Raw genomic sequence first — 19,487 nt, 5'->3', positions numbered from 1 at the left:
CTTGCCGGTTTCCGCTGGAAGCAGTCGACGGGTGCGGTCAGATGGAACCACCGGCGCGTGCACCGTCGGCCATGGTCCGAGGGGAGTACGCGTGGAGGCGCTCATCCTGATCGTGGCGCTGGGCGTCACCGTCCTCGTCGGCACCACCCTCGGCGGCCGGTACCGGGTCGCCCCGCCGGTCCTGCTCATCGCGTTGGGCGTACTGCTCGGGCTCACACCGCCGCTGTCCGAGGTCACCCTGGAACCCGACCTGGTCCTGCTGATCTTCCTGCCGGCGATCCTGTACCGGGAGAGCCTCACCATCAGCCTGCGCGAGATCCGGGCCAACCTGCCGGTGATCGGGCTGCTCGCCGTGGTGCTGGTGGTGCTCACCATGGTCACTGTGTCGTTCACCGCGCAGGCGTTCGGGGTGAACCCCGCCGCCGCCTGGGTCCTCGGCGCGGTCCTCGCGCCGACCGACGCCGCCGCGGTCACCGGCCTGGCCAAACGGCTGCCCCGGAAGCTGCTCACCACCCTGCACGCGGAGAGCCTGATCAACGACGGCACCGCCCTGGTGGTCTTCGCGGTGGCAGTGGGTCTGCTCAGCCAGAGCGCCGAGCCGGGCGTGCTGGGCATCGGCGAGGAGTTCGTCGGCGCCAGCGTCGGCGGGCTGGTGGCCGGTCTGCTGGTGGGGGCCGCCGTGGTGCTGGTCCGCAAACGGCTCGACGATCCGCTGCGCGAGGGCGCGCTCAGTGTGCTCACACCGTTCGCCGCCTTCCTGCTCGCCGACATGGTGCACGCCAGCGGTGTGCTGGCGGTGGTGGTCGCCGGCCTGGTGCTGTCCTACGCAGGCCCACGGGTGATCCGCGCCCGGTCCCGGGTGCTGGCGTACGCGTTCTGGGACCTGAGCACCTTCCTGATCAACGGCGGGTTGTTCGTCCTGCTCGGCACGCAGATCCCCCGGTCGGTACGGAGCATTACCAGCACCTCGCCCGGGCGGGCTCTGCTGATCGTGCTGGTGGTCACCCTGGTCGTGATCGGCACCCGACTGATCTTCGTCTACCTCATCGCGCAGTCGGCGCGGCTGAGACGTCGGCGAATCGTGGACCAGGCCCAGGGGCCGTCCGCCTGGCGGGTGGGGACCGTCGCGGGCTGGTCCGGCTTCCGGGGCGCCGTGTCGCTCGCCGCCGCCCTGGCCGTCCCGACGGTGATGGTCAACGGCCGACCGGTGGCCGAACGCGATCTGATCATCTTCGTCACCGCGCTGGTGATCGTGCTGATCATGCTCCTGCAGGGCACCACCCTGCCGTTGGTCGTGCGCTGGGCCGGGCTCAGCGGCGACCCGGAACGCGTCGACGAGGCCCGCAACGCCCGGCGGCGGGCCACCGAGGTGGGTCTGGCCGCCCTTCCCCAGATCGCCGAGGAGGTCGGTGCCCAGGACGACTCGGTGCGTCGGCTGGAGGCCGAGTACCAGCGGCATCTGGAGGACCTCGACGAGAGCGGTGGGAGCACCGCCGAGGAGCGCCGGTTGGAACGCCGACTGCGCCTCGGGGTCCTCGCCCACAAGAGGCGGGAGGTCACCCGGCTGCGCGACAACCGGGAGATCGACGACCTGGTGCTCCAGGAACTCCAGGCCGCGTTGGACAACGAGGAGATCCGGTTGCTGGGGCGCGGGCCCAACGAGTGATCGTCGGTGGCCGTCCGACCGGCGCGGCTCAGAGCACCCGGTTTCAGAGCACCTGGTCGAGGAACCGGCGAAGCCGCGGATGCTCGGCCCGCTCGAAGATCGCCTCGGGCGGGCCGGCCTCCAGCACCACGCCCCGGTCCATGAAGGCGACGGTGTCGGCGACCTGTCGGGCGAAGCCCATCTCGTGGGTCACCACCACCATGGTCATGCCGGCGGCGGACAGGTCGGCCATCACCCCGAGGACGCCCTTGACCAACTCCGGGTCGAGCGCCGAGGTGGCCTCGTCGAAGAGCATCACCTCGGGCCGCAGCGCCAGCGCGCGGGCGATCGCCACCCGCTGCTGTTGACCACCGGAGAGCTGCGCCGGCCGGGAGTTCGCCTTGCCGGCCAGCCCCACCAGCTCCAACTGGGCCCGGGCCACGGTCTCCGCCTCGTCCGCACCGAGCTTGCGCAGCCGGCGCAGCGCCAGCGTGACGTTGCGCAGCACGCTCATGTGCGGGAAGAGGTTGAACTGTTGGAACACCATGCCCACCCGCTGCCGCAGCGCGTCGGGGTCGTCGCCCAGCACGCTGCGCCCGTCCAGCAGCACGTCGCCCCGGTCCGGTTCGATCAGCCGGTTGATGGTGCGCAGCAGTGTGGACTTGCCCGACCCGGACGGGCCGATGACGCAGGCAGTCGCGCCCCTCGGCACCGAGAGGTCGACGCCGCGCAGCACCCGGTTGGGTCCGAAGGCGAGGTGCACGTCGCGTACGTCGAGGCTGACCGAGGTCGTCGTGGCGGTGGTCATCGCCGATCTCCTTCCGTGGCGGCGTACGACGCGATGTCGTCGTCCTCTTCGGTCGACGCGGTGGCCGGCCGGCCGTTGCGCAGCCGCCTGTCGATCCAGTTCACGACGTGCGTCAGCGGGACGGTGAGCGCCAGGTAGCACAGCCCCGCCAGCAGCAGCGCCGACTCGTTGCCGGTGGTCGCCGCGTAGTCCTGCCCGATCCGGAACAGCTCCCGCTGACTGGCCACCAGGCCGAGGAAGTAGACCAGGCTGGAGTCCTTGATCAGGGCGATGAGCTGGTTCACCCAGGCCGGCAACACCCGCCGGATGCCCTGCGGGATGATCACCAGCCGCATCGCGTCGGCCCAGGAGAAGCCGAGCGCCCGGGCGCCCTCCAACTGGGCCGCCTCCACCGACTGGATGCCCGAGCGGAAGATCTCCCCGATGTACGCGGCGGCGATGAGCGACAGCGCCAGGATGCCCAACGGATAGGGGTCCGGCCCCCAGACCTGCATGCCCAGCGGGGCCAGCCCGACGCCGATCAGCAGGATCGTCGCCGCCGCCGGCAGCCCCCGGAACACATCGGTGTAGACCCGCGCCGGCCAGCGCAACCAGCGGCTGCGGGAGATCCCGGCGACGGCCAGCAGCAGGCCCAGCACCGAGCCGAGCAGGGCGGCGGAGACCGCCAGGATCAGCGTGTTGGGCAACCCGACCGTCAGCATCTCGGGCAGCGCCTCGCGCATCGCGTCCCAGTCGAAGAAGGTCTCCCACAGGGTGCTCAACGGATCCATCGGTCGCTCCTCCTACCGCCCTGCTCGCTCGTCACCGGCTCAGGACGCGGCCGACGCGGACGCCGACGGCGCGACCTTCACCGCGCCGCTGCCCGGGGCGAAGTCCGCCGGGATCGGCCGGCCCGGGTAGTACTGCGCCTGCAACCGGCTCCAGGTGCCATCGGCGATGACCTCGTCGAGGGCCTTGTTCAGCGCCTCGCGCAGCTTGTCGCTGCCCTTGGCCACGGCGTACGCGGTCGGCGCCGGGCTGAGCTGCTTGGCCGCCACGGTGATCTTGCCGTTGCTGTCGGCAGCCGACTTCTCGCCGATCTCCGCCGGAGCGATCCAGGCGTCGGCGGTGCCCGCCTTGAGCTGGTTGATCGCGCCGTTGTAGTCCGGCACCCGCACCGGGTTGAGCTGCCTGCCGGTGGCGAAGTCGTCCTGGACGGTGCCCTGCACCACCACGACCCGCTCGCCGGCGAGCTGGTCGAAGCCGGTGATCGGCGAGCCGGCCGGGACGTCCAGCCCGAAGTAGCCGAAGTCGTAGCCGTTGCCGAAGTCGACTGTCTTCTTGCGGGCCTCGGTGATGGTGATCGAGGAACTGCCCACGTCGAACTTGCGGTTGTTGACCTGGCTGAGCAGCGCGGAGAAGTCGGTGCCGACGAACTCGACGGTGAGGCCGAGCTTGCCGGCCACGGCGGTCAACAGGTCGTTGTCGAAGCCGGTGAACCTGCCGTCCTTGAGGTACACGTTCGGCGGGGCGTCGGTCAGCGTGCCGGCGCGCAGCACACCCGCCTGGGCCAGGCCGTACGGGTTGGCGGTGGCGTCGGACGAGCTGTCGTCGCCGCAGGCGGTGAGGGCGGTGGCGGCCAGGATCGTGGCCGCGCCCAGGGCGGCGGCACGGGTCAGGGCAGGAAGAAATCGCACTGGTGTCTCCGAAGGGTGGTGTCTCGGGGCGCACGGACGGGCGCCACCGACGGCGCGCCCGATGGGCGTGCCGGTGGGAAAGGAGTTCGGGAAGGGGGGTGCTAGAGCGCGATGCCGCGACGACAGGCGGCGCTGCACATTCGCATCATGTCCACGTGCCGTCGCCGGGTCAGTGCGGGCGAGGGTCGACCGGTGCGGGAGTCCGCGACGTCGGTCGGTGGGGTGGTGCCGAGGATGCTCATGGTTCTCCCGGGTCTGTGCTGACCTGGGTGCCAGGCCACGCTTGCACCGACGTCGTGCCGGTGCCTGGTCTTCACCCGGGGCACCCCACCGCGGAGGAGGGTTGCCGGCCAGCGAGCCGGGGCTTCGCGCTGGCACTCATGACCTGCGCCGAGGCTAGCAGCAGGAACCTGTGGATCGTCCAGTCGTTATGACGACGGTCACCGTGCGCGACGGGCTGTCGGCTCGCAGGTCAGCCGGCGTGCACGTGCGGTCGACGGTGCGGGTCGGGCTCCTGGCGGCGCAGGATCTCCCGGGTCACCGAGGCGATCGCGCCCTGTCCAAACGCCAGGTAGCGCAGGAAGTTGCGAGTCGGGCCGCCCTCGGACCACTCGAAGTAGATGTGGGGGCGCCGACGGCTGCGGTCGCGGATCTCCAGCAACAGGGCGGCGAGCGCGGTGGGCACCGACGAGCTGGCCAGGCTGAGCACCGGGAAGCGTCCGTCGACCACCCCGCCGCGGACCAGCAGTTCCGTTTCGAAGTCGGACGGGTCGGTGACAGTGACCTCGACGAAGATGACGTCGCTGTCGTCGGGAAAGTCGTTGTCCGCCATGGTCTGCGCCAGCTTGGCGCGGTACTCCGCCTCGTCGCGCCGGTCGGGTTCGTGCGCGATGAGGCGGATCCGCCGTCCGGCGCGCTCGTCGATCATCCGGGCGGCCGTGTGGTCCAGCTCGACGTGGTCGACGCGCAGCTCGTAGGCCCGCATCACCCGGGACAGCACCGACACCAGGATGATCCCGCCGATGAAAAGGGCCGCGATCTTGACACCGTCCGGGCGCTCCACCACGTTCGCCAGCGTGGTGTAGACGAAGATCACCGCGATGACCCCGAACGCGATGGTGCGACCGCGCTGACGCTGCCGGCGCGCCGCGAGCGTCACCGCCGTCGCGGCCGAGGTGATCAACACCAGGACCCCGGTGGCGTACGCGCCGCCCTGCGCGTCCACGCTGGCCTCGAAGACGACAGTGATCAGGAACGCCACGGCCGTGAAGACCAGCACCAGCGGCCGGACGGCTCGCGCCCAGGTCGGCGCCATGCCGTAGCGGGGCAGGTAGCGCGGCACGAGATTGAGCAGACCAGCCATCGCCGACGCCCCGGCGAACCAGAGGATGCCGATGGTGGACAGGTCGTAGATGGTGCCGAACACCTCGCCGAGGTGGGCGTGCGCCAGGTAGGCCAGCGCACGCCCGTTCGCCGGCCCGCCCGGCTGGAAGGCCTCCGGCGGGATGAGCACTGTGGTCGTCACACTGCTGGTGATCAGGAAGACGCTCATGATCACCGCTGCGGTGGTGAGCAGCCGGCGTGCGCCACGGATCCGGCCCAGCGGTCGTTCCTCCGAGTCCTGCGGGTCACCCCGTACGCTCGGCATGACCGCCACCCCGGTCTCGAAACCGGACAGACCCAACGCCAGCTTCGGAAAGACCAGCAGCGACAGCCCGACCACCAGCCACGGATCGCCGTGCCCGGTGGTCAGCATTGTGGTCCAGTCGCCGACCGCGCTCGGGTGCGTCGCCACCCGCCACAGCGCGTCGGCCACCACCACAGCGTTCAGCGTCAGGTAGACCGCGACCAGGACGACGGCGATCCCGATGGCCTCGGTGAAACCCTTGAGGAACACCGCGCCCAGCAGCGACACCAGCAGCAGCGTGACGAGCACCTCGTGACCCTTGAGCCCACTCGGCCAGAACGGGTTCTCGTCGATGTGCGCCGTCGCGTCGGCGGCGGAGAGGGTGATGGTGATGATGAAGTCGGTGGCCGCGAAACCGAGCAGCACCAGCACCAGCAACTTGCCCGGCCAGTAGCTCAGCAGGCGTACCAGCATCGCGATGGAGCCCTCACCGTGCGGGCTCTCCACCGCCACCCGCCGGTAGACCGGCAACGCGCCCAGCAGGGTCACCAGCACCAGCACCAGGGTCGCCACCGGTGAGAGCGCCCCGGCGGCCAGCGCCGCGATGCCCGGCTGGTAGCCCAGCGTGGAGAAGTAGTCGACCCCGGTCAGGCACATCACCTTCCACCACGGGTGGTGCCGGTGCTCCGGCGGGCGCCCGTGCGGCCCCGGGTGCTGCACGGCCTGGTCCGAGCCGGCGTCGAGCAGCCACCCCCGCAACCGGCCGGCGCGTCTGTCGACAGTCACCGGCGCGTCCCCCGTCATCCCACCCACGGTCACCGTGAGTATCCGCCCGACGGGCCGCCCCCGTCCGCCGGTGCGCGGAACCCAGCCGACGCGGCGGCGGGTTTCAGGGCGCAGGACACGGGGAAGCAGCGCCCCTTGCTGGATGGGACGGCACCGGAGGAGGGGACAGGGCATGGTCGGCGGCCGTCGCTTCCGCCCGGGTGGTGGCTTCGGCCGCCAACTCGACGAGTACGAGACCAGGGTCGGCATACCGCCCCCCGCGGAGTCGCCCGCATCGGCCGCCGGCGGCCTGGTCGACAGCGCGGTCTACATCCGAGGGCACCGGTTCGCCTCGCCGTCCGGCCTCGCCGAGACGTACCGCTGCCTCCAGGAGCAGGACGGCGCGATGGCCTGGATCGGGTTGTACCGGCCCGACATCGAGCAGATCACCTCGCTGGCCCGGGAGTTTCGGCTGCACGACCTGGCGGTCGAGGACGCGATCAACGCCCACCAGCGGCCCAAGCTGGAGCGGTACGCGCACACGCTGTTCGTGGTGCTGCGCGCCGCCCGCTACGACGACCTCCGGGAGGAGGTCGAGTTCTCCGAGCTGCACCTGTTCATCGGCCCGGGCTTCGTGGTCACCGTCCGACACGGTGAGGCGCCCGACCTGGCCGCGGTGCGCCGGCGGCTGGAGACCGAGGCGCAGATGCTCGCCCGGGGGCCCGAGGCGGTCCTGTACGCGATCCTCGACCAGGTCGTCGACGGGTACGCGCCGGTGGTGGCCGGGCTGGAGAACGACATCGACGAGATCGAGACCCAGGTGTTCGGTGGCGACCCGAACGCCAGCCGCCGCATCTACGCGCTCAGTCGCGAGGTCATCCAGTTCCAGCGGGCCGCCCGCCCTCTGCTCAGCGTGCTCGACGCGCTGGCCGACGGGGCCGGCAGCGCCAGCTCCGACGAGGAGCTGCGCCGCTACCTGCGCGACGTGACCGACCACCTGACCCAGGTGGTGGAGCGGGTGGACGGTTTCCGGCACCTGTTGCAGAACATCCTCACCGTCAACGCCACCCTCGTCTCACAGCAGCAGAACGAGGAGATGCGCAGCCTCACCGCGGCCAGCTACAGCCAGAACGAGGAGCTGAAGAAGGTGTCCTCCTGGGCGGCGATCCTCTTTGCTCCCACGCTCATCGGCACCGTGTACGGCATGAACTTCGTCCACATGCCGGAGCTGAACTGGCGCTTCGGCTACCTCTTCGCGCTGCTGTTGATGCTGCTGGTCTGCGGCACCCTCTATGTGATCTTCAAGCGGCGCGGCTGGCTCTGAGCCGCGCTGCCGGCATCTACTCGATGCCGCGAAGGATGTGTCGTTCGTCCTCGACGTCGTCGTCGCCGGCACCGATCCGGCCGAGCAGTACGGCGGCCGCCCAGATCGTCAGTGGCGTGGCCGCCCCGGTCATTCCGCCGCCGGTCCGGTCGTCCCGGGTCTGGCTCCGCTCCGTGCGCGGTGGCCTGCGCTGAGCCTGCATGGGCCCTGCCTCTCCTCGTTGAAGCCGCCGTGGGTGGCGTGGGGTGACCCCGCGCCACACCGGCCGGGCGAACCGCCTGCAAGCAGCTCACCACCGGTACGACAGCCACTCGAACCTTCCCACGCCCGGCCGCATCCGCACCGCTTGTTTTCGGGTTTCCGACTGTCGCCCGCCAAACCGGACATTACGCCTCGGCGGTCGAGGCCTGGTCAAGGCAGCGGGTGGGCGATGCCGCGGGCGTGGTCGGTGAGCGCCGCGCCGACCACTGTCGCGGCCAGCGGCAACACCTCCAGACAGCGGCGCACCGCTGCGGCCATCAGCATGTTCGGCACCCGCATGGACAGCGTGCAGTGCGGCACCCACCGCCCCGGCTGGTAGTGCTCGGCGAGGGGGATGCCGGCGGCGGCGAGCCGGTCGTGCACCAGCCGGTGGTGCGCCAGCAACTCCGGAGTGGGCGCCGGGCCGAGCCAGAGCACCCGACCGACGAACTGGCCGGCGTGCTGGAAGTCGAGCCGCAGCGGGGCGGCCACCACCGTCCCCTGTAGCGCCTCGGCGACCTGCTCGGGGTCGAAGCGGGGCGCCACCATGAGCGAGACGTGCGGACGGTGGCGCTGCTCCAGCAGCGAGCGCATGCTCTGCACGCCCTCGGCCTCCAGCGCGTCCCAGAGCACCCGGATCCGGCGGGTGGCGTCCGGGTCCAGGTACAACTCCACCGCGGCGACCATTTGATCACCGTAGCGGCCGAGGTTTGCGCGCCCGGGTCCGGCGGTACCTGTTCGGAAACCGACCAGGAAGGCGTACCCGTGGATGTGAGTGACCTGCTGACCGAGGCGTACGACCGTCTGCCCGACCTCGTCCACGCGGCGGTCGACGGCCTCAGCCCCGAGCAACTGCGCCAGCAGCCCGCGCCGGGCGCCAACTCGGTCGGCTGGCTGGTCTGGCACCTCACCCGGGTGCAGGACCACCACGTGGCCGACCTGCTCGACGCCGAGCAGATCTGGGCGAGCGGCGACTGGGCGGGTCGGTTCGGGCTCGCCGCCGACCCCGACGACACCGGCTACGGGCACTCACCCGCTCAGGTCGCGGCGGTGCGACCGGAGAGCGCGCAGGCGCTGATCGACTACTACCAGGCGGTCGCGGCGCGTACCGGAAGCTTCCTGGCCGGCCTGGGCCCGGCGGACCTGGACCGCGTGGTCGACGAGGCGTGGGACCCACCGGTCACCCTCGGCGTCCGGTTGGTCAGCGTCGCCGACGACGACCTGCAACACGTGGGCCAGGCCGCCTACGTGCGCGGCCTGATCGCGGGCGACTGACCCGTGGGGTGTCGGTGCTACATTGTGGGGGGTGGCCCCGGTTAGCTGAGGGATGGAGGCGCTGGTGAGCGAAACCACCATCAGTCGGCCGTTGCGCGCCGACGCCCGGCGCAACTATCTGCGGATCCTGACTGCCGCCGAGAGCGTCTTCGCCGAGCAGGGCGCGGAGGCCTCCCTCGAGGAAATTGCCCGACGGGCCGGCGTCGGCTCAGCGACACTGCACCGGCATTTCTCCTCGCGTCGGGCGCTTCTTCTCGCGGTTTTCGCGGACGGGATCGAAGCGCTGTGCGAGCGGGCGCAAGCCTTGGCCGAGGAAGCCGACCCGGGACCGGCGCTCACCACGTGGCTACGCGCCCTCGCCGCCTACACCGCGACCCACCGTGGCCTGGCTGTGTCACTCCTGCCGGCCGGTCCCGGGCTCGAGCCGTCAGACCCGGACAACACGTGCCACTCGATGCTGAACGCAGCCGGCGGCCGACTGTTGGCAACGGCGCAAGACGCTGGGGCAGTGCGTCCGGACGTCTCCCTCGCCGACCTGCTCACCCTCGTCAACGCCCTCGCCTTCGCCACCGAAGGCGCCGGCGATGCGGGCGACGTGGACCGCCTGCTCGTCCTGGCGCTCGACGGGATCCAACCCAGGCCGTAGAGCACTGTCACCTCAACGTCAGGGTCTGGCTGAGGCTTCCCCTGACGGCCCGGACACGACGACCGGTCGACAAGTGGCCGTACCCCGATCCGGGGTGGCGTCGTCGCCTTCAGCGCGGCTGCGGTGGGGGGTCCAACAGCGTGGGTCGAGCGACGGCTCCCCACCAGCCCCGCGGCGGTCGTGCGCGGCGGTGCGTTGCGCAGCTCACTTGACAAGTGGGGTGGCACCCCATTTAAATGACGGTAAGCGGGGTGGCACCCCGGATTGCAACCGAGGGGAATCGTGATGAGCGACGTGATCGTGACCGAGCACCGAGTGGTGCTCGTCACCGGAGCCAGCACCGGCTTCGGCCGATTGATGGTCGAGGCGCTGGCTCGGCGCGGCCACCACGTCTTCGCCGCGCTGCGCGACCTGAGCGGGCGCAATGCGCAGGCTGCGGCCGAGCTCGCGACCCTGGCCTCGACGGAGGCGCTCGACCTGCAGGTCGTCGAGCTGGACGTCACCGACCAGTCGTCCGCCGATCGGGCGATCGAGGTGGTGATGGCCAGTAAGGGCCGGATCGACGTCGTGGTGAACAACGCCGGGATGATCTTCCCGGGACCGGTCGAGGCCTTCACCGCAGAGGAGGCGCACCGACAGTTCGACGTCAACGTGCTCGGCGCGCTGCGTGTGAACCGAGCCGCTCTGCCGCACCTGCGTCGGCAGGGTCACGGAGCGTTGATCCAGATCGGTTCCCTGTCGGGCCGGGTCACGCTCCCGTTCGGCGGCTTGTACGCGGCGAGCAAGGCTGCGCTCGGGAGCCTCACGGAGGCGTGGCACCACGAGCTGGCGCCGTTCGGGGTCGAGTCGGTGATCGTCGACGCCGCGTCGTACCCGACGAACATCGGGGTCAACGCCGCCATGCCGACGGACATGGCGAGGATGGGGGCCTACGGGGACAGCTTCAGCGGCTACGTCACGGCGATCGGTGAGCGGGCCGCGAAGCTCGGCGGCGACCCGCGCGTCGTGTCAGATGCCGTCGTCGACCTCGTCGAGGCCGCCGACGGCCATCGCCGACAGTGGACGATCGTGGCGCCCACCGATCAGTACGAGGCCGTCGACCACCTTGCTCAGCAGAAGGCGAGTGCCGCCCGGACCGTCGGTGTCGACATGGGCGTGGACTCTTTCATGGCGAGCGCCGAGCAGCGGGTCCTCTGACCGATCGTGCCGGCGGCGCGGCCGTGAACGAGGAGTCGGCTGCCGCGCGCGCTCCCGGGGCACAGGGCGTCCCGTTTTCCATCATCGACAACGCGATCACGATCGCGGGGGCGCAGCGCACCGAGGCGCTGGTCCACGCGTTGCAGCGGGCGGCCGACACGCGCGGGTAGGCAGTCATTTCACCTTTTCCGGGTGAGCCACCCTCACCCCGGCGCGGGTGATCCTGCGAGGAGCGGCGGGAGGGGGCCCGATGCACACGACTGCGGCGCAGTATCTGCAACAGTTGCACGCCGGCCGACGACCCGACCTGCCGGAGACCACCGCGGGGACGCTGCGGCTGGACGTCCGCGACGACGGCAGCACCGATCACTGGTACCTGACCATCGCCGACCAACAGGTCCGGGTGACCCGCTCGGCCGACGACGCCGAGCTGGTGGTGCGGGCCGACCGGACGGTTTTCGACCGGATGGCCCGCGGCGAGCTGCACCCGGGCGCGGGCCTGCTGCGCAACGAGCTGACAGTGCACGGCAACATACAACTGCTGATGCTGCTGCGGCGGATCTTCTCCGGGCCGGACGGCGCCCGTCACCCGCACGAGCTGGGCCGGGCCGCACTGGTCGGCAGGAACGAGACGACCGCTCGGAACGAGACGACCGCTCGGAACGAGACGACCGCTCGGAACGAGACGACCGCTCGGAACGAGCGGTCGTGAAGCAGGAACTGGTGCACGTCATCGCCGGCAACCTGTTCGCGATCAGCGACGCCCAGGGCGACATCGAGGCCGACCCGCAGGCCCCGCTCGGACTCTTCGCGTACGACACTCGGTTCCTGTCCCACTGGGTGCTCAGGATCGACGGGGAACGGATCAACGCGCTCTCCCGCGACGACCTCACCTACTTCGAGACCCGGTTCTTCCTGGTCCCCGGTGCGGCGAGCCACTACGTCGACGCGGACGTGTCGATCATCAGGCACCGCTCGGTGCACGACTGCCTCCACGAGAACATCACGGTGCTCAACCACTCGTCGCAGCCCGCCGAGTTCACCGTCCGGGTGGAGATGGCCAGCGACTTCACCGACATCATCGAGGTCGGGCAGCTCCGGCAGCGGGCCGTCGAGATCAGCGCCGACCCGGCGAACCAGCAGCTCGTGCTGCGCTACCAGCGGGACCGGTTCGTCCGCGAGACCACAGTGCGCAGCACCGTCCCCGCCGACGTGGACGAGCAGGGGATGACGTTCCGGATCCGGATCGAACCCGACGGGAAGTGGGAGACCGACCTGCACGTCAGCGCGACCATGGGCGGCGAGGACGGCCGGGATCTCCGCGCCGACCTACAGTCGCACCAGCAGACCGTGCGGACGGGAATGCGCGAGGACCTGGTGCAGTGGCTGGACCGGGGCGCCGCAGCTGGTGGCCGAACGCAAGGGCCTGGAGGAGCTCTACCGGGGCAGCCTCGCGGACCTGGCGGCACTGCGCTACAAGCCGCTGTCGTACCGCGAGCGGGTGCCGATCGGTGGTCTGCCGTGGGCGATGGGGTTGTGTGGACGGGACGCCATCATCACCTGCCTCCAGACGATGGCCTTCACCCCCGAACTTGCTCCGGCGACGCTACGGATGCTGGCGCAATGCAGGGTGGCCAGCTCGACGACGCGCTGGACGAGGAGCCCGGCAAGATCCTGGCCCAGCTCCGGTACGGCGAGACGGGGGCGTTCAGCGACCGGGCGAGCGCGCTGTACTACGGAGCGGCGGACACCACCCCGCTCTTCGTCGTGCTGCTCGACGAGTACGAGCGCTGGTCCGGTGACGCCGACCTGGTCCGCGAGCTGCGCCACCCGGCCCGGATGGCGCTGGACTGGATCGACGAGTACGGCGACCTGACCGGGGACGGCTACCTGCGCTACCAGCGCCGCAACGAGCGCGACGGCACGATCAACCAGTGTTGGAAAAACTCCCCGGACGCCATCGTCGACTCCCGCGGTCGGCAACCCGCCTTCCCCCGCGCCACCTGCGAGTTGCAGGGCTACGCGTACGACGCGAAGCGGCGCGGTGCCCGGCTGGCCCGGGAGTTCTGGGGTGACCCCGCGTACGCCGACCGGTTGGAACGGGAGGCGGCAGCGCTGAAGGAGCGCTTCAACCGGGACTTCTGGCTGCCGCACCGGGAGCACTACGCGTTGGCGCTCGACCCGTACGGCGAACCGGTCGACGCGTTGGCCTCCAACATCGGGCACCTGCTGTGGAGCGGGATCGTCGCGGACGACCGCGCGGAAGCGGTCGCCGAGCACCTGGTCGGGCCGCGACTGTTCAGCGGGTGGGGGGTACGCACGCTGGCCACCGGGCAGCGCACATACAACCCGGTGGGCGCACACCTGGGCGCGGTGTGGCCGTCGGACAACGCGCTGATCGCCGCCGGGTTGCGCCGCTACCGCCTCGACGCGCAGGCGGCCCGGATCGCTGACGGCATCTTCGACATGGCGCAGACGCTCGGCGGCGCGGCGCCGGAGATGATCGCCGGCTACGAGCGCGGCCTGACGACCTACCCCGTCCAGTTGGCGACGAGCTACCGCCCGCAGGCGTGGTCGTCGGGAGCGTTGCTGATGCTGCTCGGCACCATGCTGGGCCTGCGACCCATCGGTGACAACCTGCTGGTGGACCCGGCGGTGCCGGAGGGGTTCGGGCGGCTGGAACTGCTGGACATCCCGGGCCGTTGGGGTCATTCCGACGCCTACGCGAGAGACCGGGCCACCGAACGCCGGCACCGCCTGCACCGCCTGCACCGCCTGCGGTGAGGCGGTGCAGGCGTTCGGCCCGGCGACGGTGGGCGTCGAGGTCAGCCCATGGTCTTGGCGCCGTCGATCGACTCCCGCAGGATGTCGGCGTGCCCGGCGTGCTGGGCCGTCTCGGCGATCACGTGCAGCAGCACCCGGCGGACCGTCCAACTCGCCCCCGGCTCGAACCAGGGCGCCTCCGGCAGCGGGTGCGCCGCGTCCAGGTCGAGGGTGGCGGTCAACTCGTCGGTCCTGGCGGCCACCTGCTGGAAGCGCTCGACCAGCCCGGCGAGGGTCTCGCCCGGCATCATCTGGAACTGACCGACCCAGTCGATCTCCTCGCGGCCCATCGCCTCCGCGCCGTCGACGGCGAAGAGCATCCACCGGTGCTCGACGCCGGCCACGTGCTTGATGAGGCCACCGAGGCAGAGGCCACTGACGGTGGGGCGGCTGGCCGCCTGCTCGTCGGTGATCCCGTCGACCGTCTGCAACAGGAAACCGCGGTGCCTGCGGAGCGCCTGCAGAAGGTCGGTGCGCTCACCGGTGAGCTGCTCAGTGCTGGTCATGCCGCCACCCTTCGTTGATGTCCACCCGGTGCCACCGTAGGGCGAGGCACCGACACTTCCCGGGCACGACACCTCCTCGACCGAAGACCCGCCAGCGGTTGCCGATCCGCGCCGGTGGCGGTCCACTGAATGACATGGGTGTGATTAAGGTGGGCACGTCGTCCTGGGCGGACCAGTCCCTGCTGCGCTCCGGGTGGTACCCACGCTCGGCCAGCACGCCGGCCCGCCGACTGGGCTTCTACGCCAGCCGGTTCCCCATGGTCGAGGTGGACACGTCCTACTACGCCATCCCGGTGCCCGAGACGACCCAGGGCTGGGTGGACGCCACACCTGACGACTTCACCTTCGACGTCAAGGCGTTCAGCCTCTTCACCGGTCACCCGACACCGGTCGCCGTGCTGCCCCGGGACCTGCGACCGGCCGGCGGCCCGACCCGGATCCGCCGCCGAGACCTGCCGGAGCCGGCGTACGACGAGCTGTGGGCCCGGTTCCGCGCGGCCCTCGACCCGATCGCGGCGGCCGGCAAGCTCGGTGTGGTGATGTTGCAGTTCCCGCCGTGGCTGGTGCGCAGCCCCGCTGCCGAACGCCGGATCGTCGAGCTGGCGCAGCGCTGCCGGCCGTGGCGGGTCGGTGTGGAGCTGCGGCACGCCTCCTGGTTGGACGACGACGCCGCGGCGGACACCCTGGATCTGTTACGCGCCCACGACCTGTCAATGGTCTGCGTCGACATGCCACAGGGGCACCCGTCGTCGGTGCCGCCGATCCTGACCATGACGGCGGAGCCGGCGATCGTCCGGTTCCACGGTCACAGCGACGCCTGGGGCGAGGGCGACAAGCAGGAGAAGTTCCGGTACGCGTACGCGGAGGACGAGCTGCGGCACTGGGCCGGGCTGCTGGCCGAGTTCGCCGATCTCTCCGACGAGTTGCACGTGTTGTTCAACAACTGCTGCGCCGGGCAGGCCCAGCGCGACGCGACCCGGCTGGCGCAACTGCTCGCCGAGACGATGGTCGTCGAGCAGGCCGTACCGGCGACCGGCTGACCGCCGCACGGGCCGCCCAGTCGGGCGCCGGCCCGGTCAGGACCGCCGTCCCCGGCTGCGCAGGGCGTCCTGGGTCGACTCGCCGATGTCCGCGTCGTCGGGGAAGCTCCGGCCGCTGGGGGCGGGATCGGGTGGGGCACCCGGTCCGGCCATCGTCGTGCGGGTCGGCTCGACCGAGCCGAAGCCGTGTCGTCCCGCCGGGTCCGACCGGCCCGCCGGGGCACCCGCGCGCCGCTCTCCACGGCGTCCCTCGGGCACTGCGGTCTCCTCGCTGCCCTCGTCCATCGGCGAGTCGTCGCCAGTGCCCCAGGGCGCGTCGGCGTCGAAGCCGTCGCCGGTGCCCCACGGCCTGGTCGCCTCCGGCTCCAGCCGGTCGTTGTCACCGCTGCGTCCCTTGTGCGCCGTCATGGCCACCCCGCTCGTCGGTCCGCCGCTACCGGCGGACGATGTGCCGTCCTCGGCCCGGGACTGCCCGCCCGAGCGCGGCGCACGACATGTCGCCGGCACGCCGCCGCGCGCGAATCCGTCGTCGATCCGATGCGCGCGCAGGGCCGGCCAGCGCCCCGCCGTCGAGGTGGCGGCGGGACGCCGGTCGGCCCGACGTTCAGCGTCCGGCCATCGCCATCGGGCGCTTGCCGTTGCTCATTCCCGCCATCTTGATCACGCTCTTCACTCCGCCGCCCCGGCCGAGCATCCCGCGGAACACCTGGCCGGGCTTCTGCTGCTCACCCATGTACGCGGTGACCACGACCAGGGTCCCGGTCAGCGCCGGAATGGCCCACTGGAGCAGCTTCATCTGCCGCTGCGACGAGGCCACGCTGGACGGCGTCTGGTGGTTCGGCTCGGTGGCACCGCTGACCGATGGACCGCCCGCCTTCTCCAGCCGCATGCCGACCAACCGGCTGTAGCCGGTGACCGCCAGCGCACCGATGGTCAACGCGGTCTTGATGGCGCTGACCCGGCCAACGCCGGACTGGGCCGCCACCCGTGGGCTCTCGGTTACCAACTCGCCGACGGCGCCGGCCAGGTGGGCGCCGATCGCGGCCGCGTTGACCGGTGTCCACTTGGACCATCCGGCCGACGCGACCGGAAGCCGCTGGGTCGAGTCGCTGATTTTCGCCGCTGCGCCGTTGACACCGAAGGCACCCATGAGGGAGCCGCCAAACCAGGCCGCCAGGCCCAGATCGTGCATCGAGCGCAGTGCGGTGTGCCGTTCGGACATGTGATCCCCTTCCGCCGTGTCGGGCGGTGCGGCTTACCCGCCGGTCGGGCAGCTAACCCCGCCCCGGGCGGGCCGATCCGCGCCGTGGCGGGCCACTACCGGACATCCGTGGCGTCGGCGGGTCGACCTGCCCCGAGCAGGAGTCGTCGGCCCGGTGGCGGGTAGATCCCGAGCGACGCCGACGAGAGGGGAACGCGATGTCGCAGCCGGACGAGAGCCGGGAGAAGACCCCCAAAACAGACGCGGTGCTCATGCACCCCGACAACGACCCACACCGGAAGACCGCCGAGGTCGCGCCCCGCAAGGAGCACGCCGAGATCCAGGTGGAGCGGGACGGGAAACTGGTGCCACTGGACCAGGACGAGTGAGCGGACCGGCCGGTACGGCTCAGCGGGGCGGCAGGTCGCCGAGGAAACCGGCGATCCGCCGCGCCAGCGGGTCGCTCGCACGGACCCAGGTGAAGTGGTCCAACGTCGTACCGGCCTGCGCCACCGTGTACCGCTCCCGGGTCACCGGCGCGTCGGCGAGCTTCGCGCAGAGGTGATCCATGGTCTCGTGCGGGGTGAACTGGTCGTCGTCGACACTGACGGCCAGCACCGGGGTCCGCACCGTGCGGACCGCGGCCTCGGTGTCCGTACCGTCGAGCCGGGGGAATCGGCCGGTCCGCGCGGTGTGGGCCCAGTCGCGGATCACGCCGCGCGCCTGCCGACCGCCGAAGCCCCAGCCCGGCCAGACCCCGAGCAGCGCCGCCGTGGCGGCGATCCCCTGGGTGTAGGGCAGCACGCCGAGGCCGCGCCGGCCCGGGTAGCTCCGCCAGTACGGGATGCCGACCGCGACCAGCGCCAACCCGTCCACCTCGTCGCTTCCGTGCAGGGCGAGGTGCAGCAGCGCGGCCTGCCCGCCGAGCGAGTGCCCGAGGAGCAGTCGGGTGCGTCCGTCCAGTCGCGGCTTGAGGGCGGCCAGGACGGCGCCGACGTCATCGGCCAGTTCGGCGTAACCGTGCCGGTCCGCCCGACTCGGCGCGGGCGTGCTCGCCCCGGTGCCGCGCAGGTCGGCCACGACCACTGCCAGTCCGGCGGCGCGCAGCGCGGCGGCGAAGGGTCGGTAGTACCGGGCCCGGACCCCCATCGCGGGCCAGATCACGACCACCGGCGCGCCCGGCGCCCCGGCCGGCTCTGGATAGACCTGCACACCCAGCCGGCCACCGTCGACCTCGACGAACTCCTGCGCGTACTCCGGATCCCCGCTCACCGGCCCAGCCTACGGCCTGACGTTACCGGCGGGTAGCAGCAGGCCGCCGGGTCGACGACAGCCCTGTGCGGACGTGCCGCACGCGTCGGACGCGACGAAGGGCCCCGCCCGACGGCGGAGCCCTTCGAAGGACGCTGCGGTCAGGAAACCGAGATCGCCCCGTTGCTGGCCCGCACGCAGGCCACCGCACGGGCGCTGGTGGAGGCCGCGCCGCTCAGGCACTGGCCGAGCACCTGGTGCCCGGTGGCGTTCGGGTGCCACGACTCCTGGCAGGTCTGGAAGTAGCTCACGCAGGTGTTGGCGATCCGCTGGATGGCGATCTTGTCCTTGCCGGCGAGGCTGGTGACGAAGGTGCCGGTCGCGCCGTCCTGAAGCCGGATCGGAGTGGCCAGCGCGCCGCTCGGGCTGCTGGTCTGCTCGCAGAGCCGGGCGCCGTTGAAGGCCTGCTGCACGTTCAGGTACACCAGGTCGTCGGCGGGGAACTCGGCGGCCAGAGTGTCCCGGGCGGACTTCACGATGCCGCCCAGACCCTGGGAGAAGCGGTGCCCCGGCGCCAGGCTGGCCCGGTGGATCGGGCAACCGGCCGCGTACCGCTCGGCACCGAGGTCACGGAACTTGTCCCGGGTGTCGTCCCGGCTGTCCTCCTCGTGGAACTGCTGGTTCAGGTCCAACGGCAGCGGGTTCGTGTAGTCCTGGAACACCACCCGGTGCTGCCCGTCCGCGTCCACCTGGTCGAGGGTGGTCAGGATCTGGCGTACGGCCGCTGTGGTCTCCGCGGTCGCGGCGCTGAGCTGCGCCGCGGTGGCCAGGTCGGCGTCGCTGCACGGCTTCTGCTCCACCGGCCCGTTCAGGTACGCCCAGAACTCCCACCAGCCGGTCCAGGCGTCGGCGATGAACCGGTTGGCGCACTTCTCCGCGACACTGCCGAAGGTGAACGAACTGTTGTTGGAGCCGAGGCCGATCAGCACCAGGTCGATGTCCTGGGTCTGCGCGACGGCGCGCAGCTGACTCACCTGCGAGGCGACGGTGCGACCGTTGGTCCGCGCCTGCGAGTCGTTGGCGATGTCGTGCGGCTGACCACCGGAGCAGGCCAGGTTGAACCGGTTCTGGATACCCGGCAGGTTGGCCTGGTTGAGCGAGGCGTTCGCCGAGCGGTGGCAGAAGAAGGCGTTGTTGTTCGCCGCGGTCCAACCGGGGAAGCCCTGGCTGACTCCGTTGACGTCGACGACCGGGGTGTACGCCCCGGCGCCCTCGCCACTGATGAAGCTGTCCCCGAGTGCCACCGCGGCGGTGGGCAACGCGGCGGACGCGGGTGCGGGCAGCGCGAAGGCGGTCGACAACGCGGCCATGGCGATCGTCAGTCCCGCAGCGAGCGCGGTACGCCGGATTCTGGGCATGGGGCCCCCATCCATCGAAAGATGAAAGATTCTCTGAGAGCGCGA

The 19,487-nt window shown here is 71.2% G+C and carries 21 protein-coding genes, 1 pseudogene and 1 riboswitch; of the genes and pseudogenes, 10 read left to right on the top strand and 12 right to left on the bottom strand.

Features of this window, described 5'->3' with window-relative positions; genetic code table 11:
• Positions 1-91 precede the first annotated feature (91 nt).
• A complete protein-coding gene (locus ABZS40_RS05745) occupies positions 92-1,666 on the top strand; it encodes a Na+/H+ antiporter (protein ID WP_354942194.1) in 1,575 nt (524 codons plus the stop codon).
• A gap of 43 nt (positions 1,667-1,709) precedes the next feature.
• Here the strand turns inward: ABZS40_RS05745 and ABZS40_RS05740 are convergent, their stop codons facing one another.
• The 5 genes from ABZS40_RS05740 to ABZS40_RS05720 form a co-directional block, all read right to left on the bottom strand.
• The gene (locus tag ABZS40_RS05740) at positions 1,710-2,453 is read right to left on the bottom strand and encodes an amino acid ABC transporter ATP-binding protein (RefSeq protein ID WP_112585475.1); all 744 of its coding nucleotides are present in this window, start codon (positions 2,451-2,453) and stop codon (positions 1,710-1,712) included.
• Positions 2,450-3,223: an amino acid ABC transporter permease gene (locus ABZS40_RS05735; RefSeq protein ID WP_112585477.1), complete on the bottom strand. Its 774-nt coding sequence runs from the start codon at positions 3,221-3,223 to the stop codon at positions 2,450-2,452. Before ABZS40_RS05735 ends, ABZS40_RS05740 begins: the two co-directional genes overlap by 4 nt.
• Positions 3,224-3,262: 39 nt before the next feature.
• On the bottom strand, positions 3,263-4,129 hold the full coding sequence (locus tag ABZS40_RS05730) for an ABC transporter substrate-binding protein (RefSeq protein ID WP_354942193.1): 867 nt from the start codon (positions 4,127-4,129) through the stop codon (positions 3,263-3,265).
• Between the two features lie 101 nt (positions 4,130-4,230).
• Entirely contained in the window at positions 4,231-4,371 is a 141-nt protein-coding gene (locus ABZS40_RS05725) for a hypothetical protein (protein ID WP_354942192.1), read from the bottom strand.
• 32 nt (positions 4,372-4,403) lie between these two features.
• A riboswitch (SAM riboswitch) is annotated at positions 4,404-4,515 on the bottom strand.
• 86 nt (positions 4,516-4,601) lie between these two features.
• Positions 4,602-6,542, bottom strand: a complete 1,941-nt coding sequence (locus tag ABZS40_RS05720) for an amino acid transporter (RefSeq protein WP_354942191.1) — start codon at positions 6,540-6,542, stop codon at positions 4,602-4,604.
• A 172-nt stretch (positions 6,543-6,714) separates the two neighbouring features.
• On the opposite strand from ABZS40_RS05720, the gene corA reads away from it, so the two are divergent.
• Complete coding sequence (corA, locus tag ABZS40_RS05715) at positions 6,715-7,845, top strand: magnesium/cobalt transporter CorA (protein WP_354942190.1); 1,131 nt, start codon at positions 6,715-6,717, stop codon at positions 7,843-7,845.
• Between the two features lie 16 nt (positions 7,846-7,861).
• Here the strand turns inward: corA and ABZS40_RS05710 are convergent, their stop codons facing one another.
• The gene (locus ABZS40_RS05710) at positions 7,862-8,047 is read right to left on the bottom strand and encodes a hypothetical protein (RefSeq protein WP_091401337.1); all 186 of its coding nucleotides are present in this window, start codon (positions 8,045-8,047) and stop codon (positions 7,862-7,864) included.
• A gap of 209 nt (positions 8,048-8,256) precedes the next feature.
• Positions 8,257-8,772 (bottom strand): 2'-5' RNA ligase family protein, encoded by a 516-nt coding sequence (locus tag ABZS40_RS05705; protein ID WP_354942189.1) that lies wholly within the window; start codon positions 8,770-8,772, stop codon positions 8,257-8,259.
• A 78-nt stretch (positions 8,773-8,850) separates the two neighbouring features.
• On the opposite strand from ABZS40_RS05705, the gene ABZS40_RS05700 reads away from it, so the two are divergent.
• From ABZS40_RS05700 to ABZS40_RS05675, 6 genes and pseudogenes are all read left to right on the top strand, one after another.
• Positions 8,851-9,360: a DUF664 domain-containing protein gene (locus ABZS40_RS05700; protein WP_354942188.1), complete on the top strand. Its 510-nt coding sequence runs from the start codon at positions 8,851-8,853 to the stop codon at positions 9,358-9,360.
• A 52-nt stretch (positions 9,361-9,412) separates the two neighbouring features.
• Positions 9,413-10,006, top strand: coding sequence for a helix-turn-helix domain-containing protein (locus ABZS40_RS05695; protein WP_354942187.1), 594 nt, complete (start codon positions 9,413-9,415; stop codon positions 10,004-10,006).
• 285 nt (positions 10,007-10,291) lie between these two features.
• Positions 10,292-11,203 carry an SDR family oxidoreductase gene (locus tag ABZS40_RS05690; RefSeq protein WP_354942186.1) on the top strand — a complete coding sequence of 304 codons (912 nt, stop codon included), beginning with the start codon at positions 10,292-10,294 and terminating at the stop codon, positions 11,201-11,203.
• A 23-nt stretch (positions 11,204-11,226) separates the two neighbouring features.
• A complete protein-coding gene (locus tag ABZS40_RS05685; protein WP_354942185.1) occupies positions 11,227-11,373 on the top strand; it encodes a hypothetical protein in 147 nt (48 codons plus the stop codon).
• An 80-nt stretch (positions 11,374-11,453) separates the two neighbouring features.
• Positions 11,454-11,915, top strand: a complete 462-nt coding sequence (locus tag ABZS40_RS05680) for an SCP2 sterol-binding domain-containing protein (protein WP_354942184.1) — start codon at positions 11,454-11,456, stop codon at positions 11,913-11,915.
• Positions 11,912-13,987 (top strand): annotated as a pseudogene (locus ABZS40_RS05675) (glycogen debranching N-terminal domain-containing protein). Before ABZS40_RS05680 ends, ABZS40_RS05675 begins: the two are co-directional and overlap by 4 nt.
• A 41-nt stretch (positions 13,988-14,028) precedes the next feature.
• Here ABZS40_RS05675 and ABZS40_RS05670 read toward each other — a convergent pair.
• Positions 14,029-14,532, bottom strand: a complete 504-nt coding sequence (locus ABZS40_RS05670) for a DinB family protein (protein WP_354942183.1) — start codon at positions 14,530-14,532, stop codon at positions 14,029-14,031.
• 134 nt (positions 14,533-14,666) lie between these two features.
• On the opposite strand from ABZS40_RS05670, the gene ABZS40_RS05665 reads away from it, so the two are divergent.
• Positions 14,667-15,572, top strand: a complete 906-nt coding sequence (locus ABZS40_RS05665; RefSeq protein ID WP_354942182.1) for a DUF72 domain-containing protein — start codon at positions 14,667-14,669, stop codon at positions 15,570-15,572.
• 36 nt (positions 15,573-15,608) lie between these two features.
• Here the strand turns inward: ABZS40_RS05665 and ABZS40_RS05660 are convergent, their stop codons facing one another.
• Together ABZS40_RS05660 and ABZS40_RS05655 are read right to left on the bottom strand one after the other, a co-directional pair.
• A complete protein-coding gene (locus tag ABZS40_RS05660) occupies positions 15,609-15,980 on the bottom strand; it encodes a hypothetical protein (RefSeq protein WP_354942181.1) in 372 nt (123 codons plus the stop codon).
• A 196-nt stretch (positions 15,981-16,176) separates the two neighbouring features.
• A complete protein-coding gene (locus ABZS40_RS05655; RefSeq protein ID WP_354942180.1) occupies positions 16,177-16,794 on the bottom strand; it encodes a hypothetical protein in 618 nt (205 codons plus the stop codon).
• 197 nt (positions 16,795-16,991) lie between these two features.
• Between ABZS40_RS05655 and ABZS40_RS05650 the strand changes: the two genes are divergently transcribed.
• Positions 16,992-17,162, top strand: a complete 171-nt coding sequence (locus ABZS40_RS05650) for a hypothetical protein (protein WP_354942179.1) — start codon at positions 16,992-16,994, stop codon at positions 17,160-17,162.
• Positions 17,163-17,181: 19 nt separating this feature from the next.
• Here ABZS40_RS05650 and ABZS40_RS05645 read toward each other — a convergent pair whose 3' ends face one another.
• Positions 17,182-18,045, bottom strand: a complete 864-nt coding sequence (locus tag ABZS40_RS05645; RefSeq protein ID WP_354942178.1) for an alpha/beta fold hydrolase — start codon at positions 18,043-18,045, stop codon at positions 17,182-17,184.
• A gap of 140 nt (positions 18,046-18,185) precedes the next feature.
• Positions 18,186-19,442 (bottom strand): hypothetical protein, encoded by a 1,257-nt coding sequence (locus ABZS40_RS05640; protein WP_354942177.1) that lies wholly within the window; start codon positions 19,440-19,442, stop codon positions 18,186-18,188.
• Between the last annotated feature and the right edge of the window lie 45 nt (positions 19,443-19,487).

The organism is Micromonospora sp. NPDC005324 (assembly GCF_040607155.1).
Taxonomy (GTDB): domain Bacteria; phylum Actinomycetota; class Actinomycetes; order Mycobacteriales; family Micromonosporaceae; genus Micromonospora; species Micromonospora trifolii.
Note: the sequence above shows the minus strand (reverse complement) of the source record. Positions and strands in the feature narration are given on the sequence as shown.